Genomic DNA, 18988 nt, shown 5'->3' with positions numbered 1-18988 from the left:
AGGAAGGGATAACCTAAAAACATCTGAGTTGTCAGTTGTTATTTGTCAGTTGTCAGTTGCTAATAACTAATGACAGTCTTAATCAGAGAAACTGCAACTTAGAGGGACAATAGCTTAACTTTCCTTTGAAGAACGATGAATTATCCCTGAAAAACACAGAATAGCGCGGGTAAGAGTGACTTACCGCAAGGGAGGTTTTATGAACGAAAAAGTAAAATCGGGTTCGCGGAACGTTGCAATTGTTGGGCCTTATTTGAGTGGAAAAACTACTCTACTAGAAAGCTTGTTATTTGTCACAGGAGCGATTTCCCGCAAAGGCAGTGTTAAGGATGGTAACACAGTGGGAGATAGTGCAACCGAATCGCGCGATCGCCACATGAGTGTAGAGGTTGGCACTGCTAACACCGAGTATGAAGGAACTCGTTTTACCTTTATTGATTGTCCGGGTTCGGTGGAATTTGTCCAAGAAACATACAATGCTTTAATGGGAGTTGATGCCGCAATTGTAGTTTGCGAACCCATACGCGATCGCGTTTTAACTCTTGCTCCTTTATTTAAGTTTCTAGACGATTGGGAAATTCCTCACCTCGTCTTCGTTAATAAAATGGATCGGGCAAATATTAATGTCTTGGAAACATTACATGCCCTCAAAGCAGTTTCTAGCCGTCCTTTAGTTGCCCACCAATACCCCATCATGCAAGGGGAACAACTCACCGGCTTTATTGATATGGTGAGCGAACAAGCATATAAATATCATCCAGGCGCACCTGCTGACCCTATACCCTTCCCCGAAAGCTTAAAAGCAGAAGAACATACAGCACGGGCGGAAATGCTGGAAGCCCTGGCAAATTTTGACGACCATTTACTCGAAGAACTTTTAGAAGATATTGAACCACCCCAAGAAGAAATTCTCAAAGATTTAAAAATGGAATTAGGGGCAGATTTGGTAGTGCCTGTTTTCTTTGGGGTGGCGGAACAAGATTATGGTGTCAGACCTTTGTTAGAAGCTTTGTTAAGGGAAGCACCAGAACCAGAAACCACAGCAGAACGTCGCTTAAAAAACATCAAAGTCAATACACCTTTAGCCCAAGTATTGAAAACTTACTACACTCCCCAAGGTGGCAAACTGTCCCTAGTGCGGGTTTGGAGTGGCAAATTAACTGATGGTATTGTCCTCAATGGCATTCGCGCTGGTGGAATTTATCGCCTCATGGGACAACAACAGCAGTCAGTTAATGAAGCTGGTGCTGGTGAAATTGTGGCGTTGAGCCGTATGGAGGGAATCAAGACAGGGGATATACTCTCTACAGAACAATCAGCTATGGAATTACCCAAAGCTGAACAGTTGGAACCAGTGTATGCTCTGGCTATTACACCAGAAAAACGCAACGATGAAGTTAAGCTAAGCAGTGCCATCACCAAACTATTAGAAGAAGACCCTTCTCTAGCTTGGGAACAACACGGCGACACCCACGAAGTTATTCTCTGGGGTCAAGGCGAAATTCATTTGCAAGTTGCTTTAGACAGACTGCGCCGCAAGTATAACTTGCCCATGACTACCCACTTGCCCCAAGTGCCTTACAAAGAAACCATCCGCAAACCTGTAGCATCAGTGCATGGGCGCTACAAGCATCAAAGCGGTGGTCACGGACAGTTTGGTGATGTTTTCCTTGATATCAAACCCTTACCACGCGGTGAAGGCTTTAACTTCAAAGAAACTATCGTCGGTGGTGTAGTTCCCAGACAATACATTCCTGGGGTAGAAATGGGCGTGCGGGAGTTTCTTGCACATGGGCCTTTGGGTTTCCCCGTGGTGGATGTAGCGGTGACACTGACCAATGGTTCTTACCACAACGTGGATAGTTCCGAACAAGCCTTTAAACAAGCCGCGCGTTTGGCTATGCAAACGGGGATACCCCAAGCGCAACCCACCCTGTTAGAACCGATTTTGCGCGTCTTGGTGACAACACCTAGCGAATTTACCTCCAAGGTGCTGCAACTGCTCAGTGGTAGGCGAGGGCAAATTCTGGGCTATGAAGGTAGAAACGATTGGCAAGGCTGGGACAGTGTATCTGCATATTTGCCCCAAGCAGAGATGCAAAACTTTATTGTAGAGCTGCGATCGCTCACCCTTGGCGTTGGTTCCTTCCACTGGGAATATGACCATTTGCAGGAAGTGCCGGAAAAACTCGCTGAACGTGTGCTTGCTAGCAACACCAATGGTAGTAACGGTAACGGCAAATAACCAGATCAAGCACATATATTGTGTTTCTGACTAAGTTGCAATACAGTCGCAACCCCACCCCCGCCAAAGCTACGCTTTTTCTCCCCTCCTCGCTTGCGGGGAGGGGTTGGGGGTGGGGTTCTATGAAACCAATCTTTCCAAAATAGTTTCTAGTTGGTAGTTGGTAGCGACAGATATCAATGCCATTTTTTAGCATTCATATATGTTTGTATAAATGCGATAAAAGTAGAAACTATTCCAGCTTTAATGCACTAATTGAATTGCCCTTTTGGTCAACGCCTCCACTGTCAAACCATTAAACGCCATCAACTCGCCAGCACTGGCTGTGGTTTCTCCACGCTTCCAGGCGAAGGTATCGCGCTTGACTGTAGTGCGTAACAAAATTGGTTCCAGCATGGCAGCTGCACCACCAGTCACACCAATTAATGCATCACCACCAAATAATTCGGCAAATTTAACATCATCCAAAAAACCACCATCGGGTTCTGAACAAGTATCCCAGGCAGTATCATCAGGACGATACAATCGACGAGGATTAATTACAGAAACAATCTTGGCACCAATACCTTCATTTTCTAAGAAAGCGGCAGCTTCAAATACTGGTAATAATGTCATGTCGCCAATGACAGCAAACACAACTTTTTTATCTCCTGCAACTTCATACAACACTACTGCACCATCTTGTAATCCTTGACGAGTTTGGGCAAAAGTTGTGCGAATTGGTAATGGTGACTTACTTGCAGTAATAACAATTCCCTTATTCTTAGTTGTTAACGCCCAGTCATAACAAACTTGAATACTGTTAGCATCGGGGGGAAATAATGGGAAGACATTACCATTTCGCATCAGCGAAGCAAAATAAGCTTCAATTTCTGGACGTTGATGAGTCCAACCGTTGCGCCCTTGCTCTAATGCGCCAGCTGTGAATAAGGTAATTGTTGAGGGAGTTTGACGCCGCAATTCTGCCATTGCTTGCGTTACAGTTTGCCAAATTGGTAATCCGTTAATGGCAAAAGATTCGTAGGAACACCATAGAGTTCTCGCACCCATCAGCGATAAACCAGCAGCTAAACCTGCACAAGCATCTTCACTCAATGGTTCGTAAACTTGTCCGTTTGGTGCTTGGTTGTATAAGTCGTCGGTTGTGGGGTGAATGATTTTGAGTGCTTGGTTGATGTTGGCAATTCCTGATGCTTCGTTACCGTCAGCGTTGGTGACAAGGAAATTTTTATCTTTTTGTCCCACTATTCCCACTAACCGTCCCATTGCGGTTGTGGAAACTTTCGGTTCTCCACTGACTGCATATTCTTCTAAAGGTAATTTACCTAAGTCTGGCAATGGGAATTCAAATTCTGTCACCACGGTTTTAGCAGCCGGGCCTCCACCAGCACGTTCGGCGTTTGTGCGTACAATTTGCCATACTTCTGGTGCTAAAGCACGCGCTTGCAATGCGCTAACTATATGGGGAGCATCGAGGGTATCTTTAGGATAGAGGTTGTGAGATTTTGCACCCCTGGCATGAACTCCTGCACCTTTAAGTTGTTTAATGATGAAGACGGTAAGTTTACCATTGAGGGCTGAACCTGCTGCTTTATCTACACCAACAAGTACAGCTTTGGTAAAGGCTAACCGCTGTTCTAAAGAAAAGGCGGTACTATCAACGTAATCCCCTGGTTGGTTTTGATCGTCAAATTCTTTGGCATCGACTAACACGACTTCATCAAAACCGTTACCTTGCCAATATGCTTGCATTTGTTCGTTGGTTTTGAGGGAAACCATACTGTGGTGTTCTTGGCTGTAACCGTTCCACACGAGTACTGGCAAAAAGTTGGTGACAGTGGGGTAAGCGGTGTGGAAGTGAGCGATCGCACTTACAATATAAGGTTCACCCAATCCCCCATCGCCAAGGGTAAAGGGAAATAACTTGTCTTGATGTAGCAATGCAGCTGCCATTGCAAAGTGTTGTCCTTGCCCCAAAGGCCCCGCTGGTGCGAGAATACCTGGTATGTAACCAGAAAGATGTCCTAAAAGTCCATGCTTTTCTCGGAAGCGATCGCGCAATTGTTGTACTGTGAAAATTCCCATATCCTCTAATGAGCGATCCAGGAACATGGCACTATAAAATCCGGGGGCGTGGTGTCCCACTTCAGTGATAATGTTTTTATATCCCAGCATGACAAGAGCCGCATAAGCTTCCGCTTGGCTGGCAAATCCGCCTGGATGTCCAGAAGCTTTACTACCCGTGATTTGTAATATCAGGTAACGTAAAGCATCGGCTGCAAGTAAAGTCTGATACACAGCATTTGGTTCTGTAGGAGATGCGATCGCTACTTTGCCCGACTCTACAGCAGGGGTTGCACCATAGGTTTCAAAACCTGGTAGCACTTCACTAAAATATTGAATTCCTTCACAAAAATCGGGAAGTGCTGAAGATGCTTTTGGGGTAATTGCCGTCATGCTGAGTACCTTATACAAAAAGGAAATGATAGAAGATGCTGGTTTAATTTAACAGAAATTTTACATCTTTCAGGTTGTAACAGTTGATTGCTTTTTTGCAACTTCAGGATAAATAGTTTAAATCGTTACTCAACAATAATTTATGAGTTTCAGTTGTACACCGCTACAGTTATACCAATTCTCTAAAATGAGGCAACACATTCAAACCCCGAAAGCCATGCCATATCTGAGTAGAGACGATTCGCCGAATCGTCTCTACAATTACGAATTACGAATTACGAATTGGTATGAGTCCATATATCGCAAATATCATTTAAATTTGTATAAAATTTTATAAGTATATTTATAATCAGGCGATCGCCTGAAATCTTCAAGTTAAAAGTTATTGTTGCATAATTGTTTTATATTCCAATTTGGATATTCCGTGATATAGATACTTTCTTGATATCCAGCGTCTAAAGTAAACAGTAATAGAAGATGAGGAAATTTGTATACATGCCTGATGAGCAACCTTTAGAAGCACAATTACTATCCCACGCAGCCGAAATAAGAATATCACAACAACTGGATGAAGTAGAAAAAATCGACATAGATGTGCAAACTGATCTGTTGAAAATTGTTCAGGGAAAAGCAGAGGCAGTTTCCGTTACTGGTCAAGGATTAGTAATACAAGAAGATATCCGCGTCCAAGAAATCAAACTGCAAACAGATAACATTTCTATCAGTCCCTTCAGCGCTCTTTTGGGTCAAATTAAATTAGATGAACCGGTTAATGCTGTTGCTCGCATTATACTCACAGAATCTGATATTAACCACATATTGCAGACAGATTTTATTCGGGATTTTACAGAAAACTTGCAATTAGATATAGATGGCGAAACTCTGAGTTTAGATTTGCAAGAAACTCAGGTGCTTTTACCTGAAGATAGCAAAATCGAATTGAAGGGAAGACTACTAATCAAGGAAAGAGAAAATACTCAACCATTAGCTTACACAGTCAGAATTAGCCCACGTTTTGACTCAAAAACATTGATGGTGGAGAGTTTCAACTGTATTGAGGGAGAGGGTATATCATTAGAATTCATCACAGCTTTGCTCAAGAAAGTCAAAAAACTCCTCAAGATACGACATTTAAAGTGGGAAGATATGACGATTAGTATTAAAGATATAAAAGCAGAAAAAAATAGTTTAAAACTTTTGGTAGAAGCTTACGTGAAGCAAATTCCCTCATCTTCAGATATACTATATCCTTAGTATGATATATTTTAAAATAAATACTAAGTTTTGTAACTAATGAGTGATGGAGATTGCTGAGAAAGTTTTTTAAACTAAATAAGCTAGTTGATTCTAAAATAACAGATATGCAAGAGTATGACGTTGTAATTATTGGTGCAGGACACAATGGCCTAGTGTGTGCAGCTTATTTGCTGAAAGCTGGTTATAGCGTTCTACTACTAGAAAAGCGTTCAGTTCCAGGTGGGGCAGCAACAACAGAAGAATGTTTACCACAAGAAGCCCCAGGATTTAAGTTTAACTTGTGTGCTATCGATCACGAATTTATTCACCTGGGGCCAGTTGTTGAAGAATTAGAACTAACAAAATACGGCTTGGAATATCTGGAGTGCGATCCAGTTGTATTTTGTCCCCATCCCGATGGCAAGTATTTCTTAGCGCATAAATCTGTAGAAAAGACTTGTGCAGAAATTGCCAGATATAGCGATCGCGATGCCAAAAAATACGCAGAATTTACAGACTACTGGCAACGGGCACTCGGTGCAATGATACCCATATTTAATGCACCACCAAAATCAGTTATCGATATTGTCGGTAACTACGATATCACAAAACTCAAAGATTTATTTTCAGTAATTGGTTCTCCCAACAAAACACTGGACTTTATTCGCACCATGTTAACCAGTGCTGAAGATTCACTCAATGAGTGGTTTGATTCAGAATTTCTCAAAGCGCCACTAGCAAGACTAGCATCAGAACTGGGTGCGCCACCATCGCAAAAAACCCTTGGTATTGGTGCAATTATGATGGCAATGCGTCATAACCCTGGAATGGCAAGACCACGCGGTGGTACTGGCGCACTTGTGCAAGCTTTGGTGAATTTAGTTAAAAGTAAAGGCGGCGTCATTCTCACAGATCAGCACGTTGAAAAAGTTTTAATTGACGATGGTAAAGCTGTTGGCGTGCGGGTTGCTGGTGGTAAAGAATACCGTGCTAAATACGGTGTGATTTCTAACATCGATGCCAAACGGTTGTTTTTACAAATGACTGATAAAAGCGATGTCGATGCAGCAGATCCCGACTTGTGGGAAAGATTAGAACGCCGTATCGTTAACAATAATGAAACTATCCTCAAGATAGACTTGGCTTTAGACGAACCCCTACATTTTCCCTACCACGCCCACAAAGATGAATATCTTGTTGGTTCCATCTTGATAGCAGATTCCGTGTCTCACGTTGAACAGGCTCATAGTAAATGTACCTTGGGTGAGATACCCGATTCTGACCCATCAATGTATGTGGTGATGCCTAGCTATTTAGACCCTAGTTTAGCGCCACCAGGTAAACATACCGTGTGGATTGAATTTTTCGCTCCTTATCAAATTGCAGGTGCAGAAGGTACAGGTTTGAAAGGTACTGGTTGGACTGATGAATTAAAAAACAAAGTTGCAGATAGGGTAGTTGACAAATTAGCAACTTATGCACCCAATGTGAAAAACGCAACCATCGCCCGCCGTGTAGAAAGTCCAGCTGAACTAGGCGAAAGATTGGGTGCGTACAAGGGGAATTACTATCATATTGATATGACCTTAGATCAGATGGTATTTTTCCGTCCTTTACCAGAAATAGCCAACTACAAAACCCCCATTGAAAATCTGTATTTGACTGGGGCGGGTACTCATCCGGGTGGTTCAATTTCTGGAATGCCAGGACGCAATTGTGCGCGATCGTTTTTGCAGAATAAGCATCCCATTGCCCAGACTTTCAAAGATGCAAGAGATTCGATTAAGTCAACTGTCGGGTCAGTGTTTGGAATTATTTAGGTTTGACTGAAAGACGCAAAGGTGCGAAGAAAGGTTTCGTATCTTTGCGTCTTGGCAGTTAAGTATTAAGCAAAATTAATAAAATATGTGGTGCTTCTCTGCATATAAACTCTATCTCAGTAGACCACATAAAAAGGAAAGTGGATGGTGGCTTAGGTACTCTGGACAATGCACAGCTTACTCATCCATTTTGTAATACAACCGTAAAAAACTAAATAGGAAACTATATCCTAAAATTAAGATCAGAAATTTCCTCAAATGGCAAAATTAATGCAAGTCTCGTCATCAAAAATTTAGAAATGCTAGAAAATAAATATGTCTGCTGAAATTGTTACTCTTCAAATCCCTGAAATCCTCTATCAACGCTTGGTCAATACTGCCCATGCGACCCAGCGCCCCTTGGAAGAAGTAATACTTCATGCACTACAAGTAGGCAGCCCCCCTGCATGGGATGATGTACCAGAGGAATTTCAAGCTGACCTTGCATCCTTAGATAAGCTAAACGATAACACTCTTTGGCAAATTGTTCATAGTCGTAAAACAGCAGCTGATATGGAGCGATACAATATCCTGCTTGAGAGCAATTCTAGAGGTACGCTAACACAAGCGGAACGCTCAGAGTTAATGACACTACGGTATGAGGCTGACCTTTTCATGTTACGCAAAGCCCAAGCAGCAGTATTACTCCGGTGGCGGGGATATAATGTGCCAACCCCTTAAATTGTCGTGTCTACATATATTCCTGAAAGTTTACGAAACCAAATTGCAGATAAAGACAAAGCACGTTGCTGCTATTGCTTGACATCCGAAGCCAATAGTGGAATTCCTATGACGCATGACCATATCCAACCAATTTCTCAGGGTGGAAAAACATGCTTTGAGAATGTTTGTTTAGCCTGTCGTTCATGTAATGAATTCAAAGGGGACTCAACTCAAGCTATAGACCCCTTGACAGGAGAAACTCTGTCACTTTTCAATCCCCGCACCCAGGTATGGTTTGAGCATTTTGCCTGGAGTCCTGATTTTACAAGGGTTGAAGGCCTAACTGGTATTGGTCGGGCTACTGTTGTGCGGCTGCGAATGAATAACCCTGTAATCATTGTTGCTCGGAAGCGCTGGGTAGTTAGCGGTTGGCATCCTCCTGCTGACTGACAATGGTTTCTTTCATACCTGCGGCAGAGGTAATCTTCACCAAAACAATTGTCATTATAGCAATAGAGTAATGTACAAGCGCTATTTGTAGAACTCCGAGATAGTTATGGATGCCTACATCAAAAAAATAACTTTTAATACATTCAGTTCTGGGATCAGTGATGAAGATTGGTTTAGTTTAGGAAAATCTGATGCCTGGGCTGGAAAACCCAAAGCATCACCAGAACAAGATTCTCAAGCTGCTAGTATGTACGATTTAGGTTACAGCGAGGGAAAAATTCAACATCCACCAACTGAAACTAGAAAGGCTTCTCAGTAATCAGAAATCGCCAAAATTAAATGTTTAAATCGCGTAAAGCCAAACGAATTTGCTCCATACGCCTGCGGTTAACACCAAGATCCGATTCTCCCACGCGAGATGCCGATCGCAGCTCAATCACTGACTCATCGGGAGGGAAATAAAACTCTACATCATCAATAAATTTGAAAATGCGGCTTTTAGAAAGAGCGTGGATGTAATTATCTGTTTGTTCTATTACTTCTGTACGGGGAACAACCGTAAGAACTTTGAGTAAAGTTTCTCTAGCTGCATCACGGCTTACATGATAAGGAATCGGGTCAATAGCATGTTTGGCATCTGCATTTTGACTCACAACACAGTTGTTTGAGGCTGGACAAGCACTCAGATGACCGTTATTAACTCCCAAACTAGAAGCAGCCCAACTAGGGGTAGCAAGTATTAGACCACAACTTAGGGTTAGGAGTATTGCAAAAACACTCAAAACGAGCCGCCGCGCGATCGCATTTAACAAACCAGACATGATAAATCTACTCCTCAAGCTTTAAATAGCACTCAATTATTTTCAGCTATTTCAGGGAAATTGTAGGGGCGTACAGCTGTACACCCCTACTCTGCGTCTCTGCGTGAGAAATCACAAACTACCTTTCCAATTTGCCAAATCAGCCAAAGAGCGATCGCGGTAACGTCCATAACGCTCCTGCTTATTCTTAATCTTCACACCCAAATCTGGCAAAATGCCAAAATTCGGCGGCATCGGCTGAAAATGTTTCGGTGAAGCAGAACTGATAAACTCAAACAGCGCCCCCATCATCGTTGTCGGTGGTATAACCAACGGTTCCAAACCCAAAGCCAGACGCGCCGCATTTCTCCCAGCCAAGCAGCCACCCGCCGCCGCCGCAGTGTAACCTTCAGTACCAATCAACTGTCCCGCAGCGAACAAAGTCGGACGTTGTTTAAATTGCAGGCTAGGATGCATCAACTGGGGAGCATTAATAAACGTATTGCGGTGCATCACTCCCAGCCTGACAAATTCCGCTTCCTCCAAACCTGGAATTAGTCTAAATACACGCTTTTGTTCACCCCAACGCAAGTTAGTTTGGAATCCTACCATATTCCAAAGTTGACCGGCTTTGTCTTCTTGTCGCAACTGCACCACCGCATAAGGACGTTCACCAGTACGGCTGTCAGACAACCCCACTGGCTTGAGGGGGCCGAAGCGCATTGTATCTTCGCCGCGCTGTGCTAATTCTTCTATTGGCAAACAAGCTTCAAAAAACTTCGCCGTTTCCCGTTCAAAATCCTTGAGTTCTGTTTGTTCAGCTTGGCGCAGTTCTTCCCAAAACCGCAAATACTGCTCTTTATTCATTGGGCAGTTGAGATAAGCAGCTTCACCCTTGTCATAACGTGATGCCATAAAAGCAATATCGCGGTTAATCGATTCTCCCACAATAATCGGGCTAGCGGCATCAAAAAAGCTGAGATATTCCATTCCCGTTAAGCGGTGCAATTCTTCGGCTAAGTCGGGACTAGTTAAAGGCCCAGTCGCCAAAACTACAATTCCTTCGGGAATGCTTGGGACTTCGCCGCGACGAAATTCAACTAAAGGATGGTTGGATACAGTTTGTGTTAAATCTTCGCTAAATTGTCCTCTGTCTACAGCCAACGCACCCCCAGCCGGGACAGCGTGTTCATCAGCTTTTGCGATGACAATTGAATTAAGTTGACGTAATTCTTCGTGCAACAATCCAGTGGCGCGATCGCTTGCCATTGCCCCAAAGGAATTACTACACACCAATTCTGCCAAATGTTCTGTATGATGGGCAGGGCTGAAGCGTTTGGGGCGCATTTCATGGAGAATCACAGGCACACCAGCCTGGGCGATTTGCCAAGCTGCTTCTGTCCCAGCTAGTCCACCTCCAATTACTTGTATCGGTTGTTGAGTCATAGTTAAAATTTTGATTCCTAGTTTAGTTGAAGATAATTTGCTGGGAATGTATCTGTATGATGTTTATTATAATTTAAGTAATAATTCTTGGTAGCTAACAATTTTAGAATTTTCCAATTATGAAGTTGAGTAACTAAAATAATTTCTTCTATCTATTTATCAATTAACAGCTGAGTTGTTTCTTGATTATTAAAAAATTGAAGTATTTAAATTTATCAAAACATCACCATTGAGGATTTGCCATAATTAATGCTGATGCATCTGAGCTATTCAATGGAGGCGAGAAAAAATATCCTTGAGCATATTCACAGTTCAATTGTTTAATACAAGCTAGTTGTTCTTTAGTTTCTATTCCTTCGGCAGTCACCTTTATACCTAGTTTTTGTGCTAGTGTGACAATGATCTCAATAATTTCTAAATTTCTGCTATTAGAATCCATCTGACTGATGAATGATTTGTCAATCTTCAACACACTAATCGGAAAGCTAGAAAGACGGGCTAATGAAGAGTGACCTGTACCAAAGTCATCAATTGATATTTCAACGCCCAACTCTCGAATTTGTGAGAGAGTAGCGGTTGTTTGCTCGCTGTTTTCCATAATTACGCTTTCAGTAATCTCTAAAATTAAAATGCTGTGGTCAATACCAGTTGAGCGTAAAATCTGCTCAATCTGCTTAATTAAATTTGGTTGAGAAAACTGTTTTATAGAAAGATTAACAATAATTTTCTCTAAGCTGGGATACTCGTTGAATCGCCAAGCTTGCATCTGCTGACATGCCTCATGCAGTGTCCAATAGCCAATCTCGATAATTAGTCCAGTTTCTTCTGCTAAAGAGATAAAATCTCCCGGATTAACCAAACCACGTTCTGGATGTTGCCAGCGTAGCAGAGCCTCAAAACCAATAATAGAACCACTAGTGAGCGAAATAATCGGTTGATAATAAACTCGAAATTCTCGACGTTCAATTGCACGGCGCAAATCGTTTTCTAAGTGCAATCTGGCTATAGCTGACGCATACATATCTGAGTTGAATAGCTCATAGCGCGCTCTACCCAATGCCTTAGCTCGGTACATTGCCGTATCAGCATCTCGAAGCAGGTCTTCTGGTTGGCTATAGTTTACTGTGGAACTTAAAGCGATGCCAATACTGGCCGTTGTAAACACTTCTTGTCCATCAAGCTCAATAGGTGACACCAGTTCTTGTTGAATCCGTTCAGCGAGTTTAATAGCGTCTGAGGCATCTTGAATTGGTTCAAGTAAAATAGTAAATTCATCTCCTCCAAGTCTTGCTGCTAAATCCGTGGGTCGCAGACATACTTTTAGTCTACTAGCGATCGCCAGCAAGAATTGGTCTCCAATTATGTGTCCCAGACTGTCATTAATTACTTTAAACCGATCCAGGTCAATAAACAGCACAGCAAATAAATAATTCTCTTGTAGCTTAACTTGCTGGAGTGCATATTTTAAGCGTTCTATAAACAAAGCTCGGTTTGGTAAATCTGTTAGTGCATCATGAAAAGCATTATGCAGCAATTGTTCTTCTACTCGTTTGCGCTCGGTAATATCATAGGTATGCGCGAGAATTTGATAAATTTCTCCCTGTTCATTTAATAGTGGAATGTAAGTAACAATTATGGTAAATATCCCACCAGGCAAATTAATCTTACATTCTCCAGTTTGTAAGGTGTATGTCTCTACAGTTTTTTTCAGCAGTGGTAAATAAGTATTTGTAACTTCATCTGGGAATAGTTCTTCATCTGTGTGACCAATAAGTGCTTCCTCAGAATAACCACTGCGGTTAATGCCAAAAGCATTGACAAACTGCAAACGTCGCTGGGCATCATAAATTATAAATGGATGGGGAATATGATCAATTGCCAATCGAAATCGCTGTTCGCTGAGACGCAAAGCTTCCTCTACTTGCTTACGCTCGACAATCTCAGCTTTTAGTCGCCTGTTAGTCTCTAATAGTTGAGCAAATGACTCTTGTAATTGAGTAGCCATTTGGTTATGAGCCTCAGCAAGCACTCTTAGTTCTTGAATACCTTCTACTGCAACAGTTTGGTCTAATTTTCCCTTAGCAATTTCCTTAGAGGCTAAACTTAAGCGGATAATTGGTTGAGTAATCCAATGAGCAGTAATCACTCCCGTTACTGTAGTCAGTAACAATGTTCCTAAGCACAGTAAAATAGTGGTTCGTTTATTGGCTTCAATATGTTCCATAAAGTCGGTTTTTGGAACCACCACGACAATTACCCAATCTAGTCCGTAGTCATCTTGAAAAGGCATTAAATGTATGAATTGCCGCTTACCATCAATTTTAAAGTCGAGCTGCTGGCTAGAATGAATATTGTTAAAGTTAACAAAGTGTGCATTCAAATACTGTGCTGTTAAACGAGTGACACGATCTCTACTGTTTAGAGATGACAGCCGTTTATGCTTCCTCTGTCTTGGTATATTATTAAGTATAAAAAGTTGTTCATTCGTGGAACTAGCTACTAAGTTTCCAGAACGCTCGATAATAAATGTCTTTCCTGAACGTCCGATTTTTAAACTTTGCAAAAACTTACTAATTTGGGATAGAGACAAAGTTGCATTCGTTACACCTAATAAAGTATTTTTTTGTCCATAAATAGGTTGTGTAGCGCTGATTGCTAGACCTGATGAAGAAAAATAAGGATAAATTTCAGTCCAAGTATTTTTACCTGCTTTCACCGCCTCTGTGTACCAAGGACGAGTGCGAGGATCAAAAGTTGTGCTAACTCGAATTAAATTAGTACGATTACCTTGGCTATCTGTGGCATAGGTATGATACTTACCACCTGTTGATTGGTTTTTGATGCGGATTACTAGTGAACCATCATGCAAGCGATCCACCGCATAAATTTCTCCCTGTTCACTGCCAAAAGCGATCGGGCTGAAAGACTTGAATATTTCCATTTGATGCCAAAAATGGCGTTCTAGACTTTTGGGTTGTTTCAAATTCAACTCACCAAAACCAATGGCATTGGCGTTTATTTGGGTGACGATTTGGGGTTTCTCCATGTAATCTGTGATATATGAATGAATCCGATTTGCTATTTCGTTTCTCAAATGAATAGCAACCTCATCAACAGCTTTCTGTCCATTTTTTAACGAAAAAAATGCTGTTAGTCCTACAGATGCAAAGATTTGCAGTACAAAAGGTACTACTAGAACTACACGAAGCGGTATTCCCATAAACCCAATAAATCTAGTCACCAAGGCAAGTATGAAACTAAACTTAAGAGACATGCTTAAGTTTTATCTTTATATCGTGTCAGAATACACAATTATTAACAGTAAGTAATGAGTGGCTTGGATGAATAACACTGCCGCAATTTTATACAAAAAAGATGGTTACGATACTTCAGGCAAAAGACTTTTAGGCCGTCAAGCTGCTGGTGAAGGATTTCTTAAAGCTTTTGTCCAATATGGAACAGCGGAATTCCTATATTGCTACGCAGACAGTCAAAAAGAATTTGCGGAATTTTGCCAACGCATTCAACCTTGGATGCAACGTCCTCGACAAGTGCAATGGCTACCTACCAGCAACCATCAGTCACTAAGCAAAGCAGGAACAATTTATCAACCCGATCCCCTACTATCTAAACTTGCTTGGACTAGACGATTTGGCGAACAACGGGGATATAGTATTTGTGGTGTGACTCACACGATCGCTAGTACAGGAGTTATGCAAGGTATTGGTGATTTACTCATTGCACCTATAGAGCCTTGGGATGCTTTAATCTGCACTTCTATTGCAGTCAAAACTGCTGTTGAACATATTCTCAATACTTGGGCTGAATATTTAGCTCAACGTACAGGCGGCAAACCTAATATTGATATACAACTACCAATTATTCCTCTTGGTGTTGATTGTAGTGCCTTTGACCACGGCGATAATACTACAAACATCCGCAAAAGTCTGCGTCAATCACTTGGCATTCCCCAAGATGAAATTGTTGTGCTATTTGTGGGCAGATTGTGCTTTTATGCTAAAGCACATCCTGTACCAATGTATTTAGCTTTAGAAAAAGCAGCACAAGCAACTAATACTAAAATTCATTTTGTCTTGGCTGGTTGGTTTGAAGACGAAAGAGAAGAAATCAGTTTCAAACAAAGTACTCAAATGTTCTGTCCGTCGGTTAATTGTATTTTTGTTGATGGACGTAAACCACAAGTTCGTGTGGGAATTTGGTCTGCCGCAGATATTTTTATTTCCTTAGTAGATAACATTCAAGAAACTTTTGGACTGACACCAATTGAAGCGATGGCGGCTGGTTTACCTGTGATTGTTTCAGATTGGGACGGTTACCAAGAGACTGTGCGTCATGAAATTGACGGTTTCCGAATTCCGACGCTAATGCCTCCACCAGGATCAGGATATGATTTAGCTTATGGATATTTCAGTGATAACTTAAATTACAGTAGTTATATTGCTCATTCATCAATGACAATTGCTGTTGATATTGATGCCGCAGCAAAAGCGTTAGAAAAGTTGATTGTGAATCCTGAATTAAGAAAGCGCTTAGGAGAAAATGGACGACAACGCGCTAAACAAATTTACGATTGGCAAGTGGTAATTGCAGCTTATGAAAACCTTTGGCAGCAACTAGCAGAAATTCGCGCTACTGCACCGATATCTGCACCAGTTCTACCAGGTAGCCCACCTGCACCTTTGGGTGATGATCCTTTTAGGTTGTTTGCCCATTACACCAGTGCAAGACTAAGCCAAAATTTAGTGTTAATACTTGGTGTCATGAGTACACCAGAACATTTGCAACAATTGAGGCAAAATTGGCTCACTAATTTTGGTGCAGATAAAAGGATTACAAATGCAACTATAGATGCAATTTTAGCTGCGATCGCACAACAAGGCTCAGTATCAATTGCAACCATCCTCCAACAACACGCAGATGTCTCTCCTACACTATTACTTCGCACCCTAATGTATCTCATCAAATTTGATGTCCTGCGTGTGGAAGGTTCACTCTAAAGTATTGGAAACTGGGAACACGGAAATTTAAAAGCCTCCACTTCACCAAAGTGGGGGTTTAACATCAGGGATTAGTGGAGTGCGATCGCCTGAACCTGAGTTCATAACAATTCTCCATAACGATGAGCTTAATATTTTGTAAATTAGTTGCCTAAAAACCTTATCTTATCGGGTTATTTGTTAGCCAACATTTAAATTAACCTAACAAATCATTGGTATAGTCAAATGCAATATCTATAACCAAATACAAAAGCAATTAGATAAACTTAAGCTAATCTTTAAATACACAGTAGAAATACTTATGCAACTATGAAGTTTCTGTAAAGATGTCAAATATGTGGCTAAGCAATTCTGAAATACTAGAAAAAATATGGTTTTATTGATGCTGTACACGGTTAAAAGCATTTTTAATCCCTGATCAAGTCAAGTGTTATATTTGCTTTGCTTTCTGTGTCTGCTACAAAAAATCACAGGGAGTTTGCTTTTAATCTGTAAAAAACATAAATATTTTCGACTGGTGGTACTTTTTGCGTAAAAAAGTATCTCAATTGTGCTGCTTTAATTTAGCCTTCCTAGTCGAACAAAAATATTTTTGAGTAACTTTTGTTGCTTGCTAATAGCAAGCAACAACAAAATGCATTTACCAAGACCAACAGCAATCATTTCATACCCAAAAGGAGCATAATTTCAATGGCTATTTATGGAACTGCTGGAAATGACACACTCAATGGCACTACTAGTGCTGACAGTATTTACGGCTATGGAGGTAACGACATCCTCAATGGCGATTTAGGTAATGACTATCTGTCTGGTGGTGACGACAATGACAAACTAAATGGTGGCGATGGCAATGACCGACTTTATGGCGACAATGGTAATGATACGATTGATGGAGGCACTGGAAACGATAGCCTGTATGGTAATAGCGGTGACGATTCCTTAAATGGCGGTGACGGCAACGATTATTTTGAAGACGGTACTGGCAAAGATACCATTGTTGGTGGTGCAGGCAATGACTATCTCAAATTAAATATATCGTCTGCCACTGCCTCCTTGACCGTCAATTACACCAGTACTTCATCAGGTACAGTTTCTAATGGCACGACGTTTAAAGAAATTGAAAGTCTAGAATTATACACAGGCAGTGGTAACGATAGCATCAATGTGACTGCTGCTACCTATGCCAATATTCACGGTGGTGGAGGTAATGACACTATCACCACTGGTGCAGGTAATGATGACCTCTACGGAGATGACGGTAATGACAGTCTCAGTGGCGGTTCAGGCAATGATTATCTTTCCGGGGGTAACGGCAATGACACCCTCTATGGTCAAGATGGAAACGATAAGCTATACGGTGGTGCCGACAATGACAAGTTGTATGGTGGTTACGGAAATGACAATCTCAATGGCGATGCCGGTAATGACACCCTTGATGGTGCTGATGGCAATGATTCGGGTTCTGGCGGTGACGGCAATGACTCCCTCACTGGTGGATTAGGAAATGATAATCTTTCCGGCGGTAATGGTAATGATTCCCTCAACGGCGGCGATGGCAACGATTATCTCTACGGTGGTAACGGCAATGACTCCTTGCTTGGTGAGGTCGGCAACGATATTCTTTATGGTGATGGTGGCAACGATACTCTCAATGGCGGAGACGGAAACGACTCGATTTATAACAGTTATGGGGTACACACAATAGTTGGTGGTGCAGGTAATGATTACCTGAGTTTAGATTTTTCCTCTACCACCACTGCTTTAACTGTCACCTATACCAGCACCTCAAATGGAACAGTGTCTAATGGCACGACTTTTAAAGAAATTGAAGAGTTAAGGCTGTATACAGGTAGTGGTAACGATATCATCAATGTTACTGCCGCTAGTTATGCCCTGATTTATGGCGGTGTCGGTAACGACTCCATTACTGCTGGTGCGGGTAATGATAACCTCAAGGGTGAAGATGGTGACGACACCCTCACAGGTGGATCTGGAAACGATCTGCTTTATGGAGGATATGGTAACGACAAAATATATGGCGGTGTGGGAAACGATTATCTTGAGGGTGGAGACGGTAATGATACCCTTGATGGCAGTGATGGCAATGATGATCTCACAGCCTCTTATGGTAATGATAGCCTGTTAGGCGGGAATGGTAATGATAATCTTTCTGGGGGTGACGGCAATGATACCCTCAAGGGGGGAAGTGGAAACGATACTTTGTATGGCTATAAGGATAATGACTATCTGTATGGGGACGCTGGAAACGATTATCTTTCCGGCGCTGACGGTAATGACTATTTATCGGGTGGGGATGACAATGATCGGCTTTATGGTGGTAACGGCAATGATACTCTCCTCGGCTTGCTAGGGAATGATAGTCTGTATGGCGAAATAGATAACGACTCACTTAATGGTGGAGATGGCAACGACTCCCTAATTGGTGGAGATGGCAACGACACATTAGTTGGTGGTGTTGGTAACGATACTTTAACTGGTGGTGCTGGCAATGACAAGTTTTACTACTATACCTTTAGCGAAGCTGGTGACAATATTACTGATTTCCAAACCAGTGGTGATGTCATTAACTTAGATGCTCTTTTCTCTAGCTTAGGTTACTCCGACAGCAATCCCGTTGGCGCTGGTTACTTGCAATGGATACAGTCGGGGTCAAATACTTTAGTCCAGATTGATACCAATGGTGGTGGTGATAGCTTTAGTACTTTAGTGACGTTGAATAACGTGACAGCATCTAACGTGACTATTAGCAACTTCGTGGTTTAATTTTTGCGGCTGGGGTTCAGCTAGCACCAG

13 protein-coding genes are annotated in these 18988 nt (G+C 41.8%); 9 read left to right on the top strand and 4 right to left on the bottom strand.

Features of this window, described 5'->3' with window-relative positions:
• Positions 1-199 precede the first annotated feature (199 nt).
• A complete protein-coding gene (locus tag I8748_RS21105) occupies positions 200-2245 on the top strand; it encodes an elongation factor G (protein WP_198126514.1) in 2046 nt (681 codons plus the stop codon).
• Positions 2246-2488: 243 nt separating this feature from the next.
• Here I8748_RS21105 and I8748_RS21100 read toward each other — a convergent pair whose 3' ends face one another.
• On the bottom strand, positions 2489-4702 hold the full coding sequence (locus I8748_RS21100) for a phosphoketolase family protein (RefSeq protein ID WP_198126513.1): 2214 nt from the start codon (positions 4700-4702) through the stop codon (positions 2489-2491).
• A gap of 477 nt (positions 4703-5179) precedes the next feature.
• Between I8748_RS21100 and I8748_RS21095 the strand changes: the two genes are divergently transcribed.
• From I8748_RS21095 to I8748_RS21070, 6 genes are all read left to right on the top strand, one after another.
• Positions 5180-5956 carry an LmeA family phospholipid-binding protein gene (locus I8748_RS21095; protein ID WP_225896495.1) on the top strand — a complete coding sequence of 259 codons (777 nt, stop codon included), beginning with the start codon at positions 5180-5182 and terminating at the stop codon, positions 5954-5956.
• A 107-nt stretch (positions 5957-6063) separates the two neighbouring features.
• On the top strand, positions 6064-7758 hold the full coding sequence (gene crtO, locus I8748_RS21090; RefSeq protein ID WP_198126511.1) for a beta-carotene ketolase CrtO: 1695 nt from the start codon (positions 6064-6066) through the stop codon (positions 7756-7758).
• 74 nt (positions 7759-7832) lie between these two features.
• On the top strand, positions 7833-7973 hold the full coding sequence (locus I8748_RS21085; RefSeq protein ID WP_198126524.1) for an HNH endonuclease: 141 nt from the start codon (positions 7833-7835) through the stop codon (positions 7971-7973).
• A gap of 100 nt (positions 7974-8073) precedes the next feature.
• Positions 8074-8478 (top strand): hypothetical protein, encoded by a 405-nt coding sequence (locus I8748_RS21080; RefSeq protein ID WP_198126510.1) that lies wholly within the window; start codon positions 8074-8076, stop codon positions 8476-8478.
• Between the two features lie 6 nt (positions 8479-8484).
• Positions 8485-8910 carry an HNH endonuclease gene (locus I8748_RS21075; RefSeq protein ID WP_198126509.1) on the top strand — a complete coding sequence of 142 codons (426 nt, stop codon included), beginning with the start codon at positions 8485-8487 and terminating at the stop codon, positions 8908-8910.
• A gap of 106 nt (positions 8911-9016) precedes the next feature.
• A complete protein-coding gene (locus I8748_RS21070; protein WP_198126508.1) occupies positions 9017-9229 on the top strand; it encodes a hypothetical protein in 213 nt (70 codons plus the stop codon).
• A 16-nt stretch (positions 9230-9245) separates the two neighbouring features.
• Here the strand turns inward: I8748_RS21070 and I8748_RS21065 are convergent, their stop codons facing one another.
• The 3 genes from I8748_RS21065 to I8748_RS21055 all read right to left on the bottom strand — a co-directional run bounded on the left by I8748_RS21065 (position 9246) and on the right by I8748_RS21055 (position 14430).
• The gene (locus tag I8748_RS21065; RefSeq protein ID WP_198126507.1) at positions 9246-9731 is read right to left on the bottom strand and encodes a DUF1499 domain-containing protein; all 486 of its coding nucleotides are present in this window, start codon (positions 9729-9731) and stop codon (positions 9246-9248) included.
• Between the two features lie 111 nt (positions 9732-9842).
• The gene (gene trmFO, locus I8748_RS21060; protein WP_198126506.1) at positions 9843-11156 is read right to left on the bottom strand and encodes an FADH(2)-oxidizing methylenetetrahydrofolate--tRNA-(uracil(54)-C(5))-methyltransferase TrmFO; all 1314 of its coding nucleotides are present in this window, start codon (positions 11154-11156) and stop codon (positions 9843-9845) included.
• 223 nt (positions 11157-11379) lie between these two features.
• The gene (locus I8748_RS21055; RefSeq protein ID WP_198126505.1) at positions 11380-14430 is read right to left on the bottom strand and encodes a bifunctional diguanylate cyclase/phosphodiesterase; all 3051 of its coding nucleotides are present in this window, start codon (positions 14428-14430) and stop codon (positions 11380-11382) included.
• Between the two features lie 67 nt (positions 14431-14497).
• Between I8748_RS21055 and I8748_RS21050 the strand changes: the two genes are divergently transcribed.
• On the top strand, positions 14498-16174 hold the full coding sequence (locus I8748_RS21050) for a glycosyltransferase family 4 protein (protein WP_198126504.1): 1677 nt from the start codon (positions 14498-14500) through the stop codon (positions 16172-16174).
• 690 nt (positions 16175-16864) lie between these two features.
• A complete protein-coding gene (locus tag I8748_RS21045; protein ID WP_198126503.1) occupies positions 16865-18958 on the top strand; it encodes a calcium-binding protein in 2094 nt (697 codons plus the stop codon).
• Positions 18959-18988 lie beyond the last annotated feature (30 nt).

It is taken from the genome of Amazonocrinis nigriterrae CENA67 (assembly GCF_016056305.1).
In the GTDB taxonomy this organism is placed as follows: domain Bacteria; phylum Cyanobacteriota; class Cyanobacteriia; order Cyanobacteriales; family Nostocaceae; genus Amazonocrinis; species Amazonocrinis nigriterrae.
The sequence above is the reverse complement of the archived record's forward strand: the minus strand, read 5'-3'. Positions and strand labels throughout refer to the sequence as shown.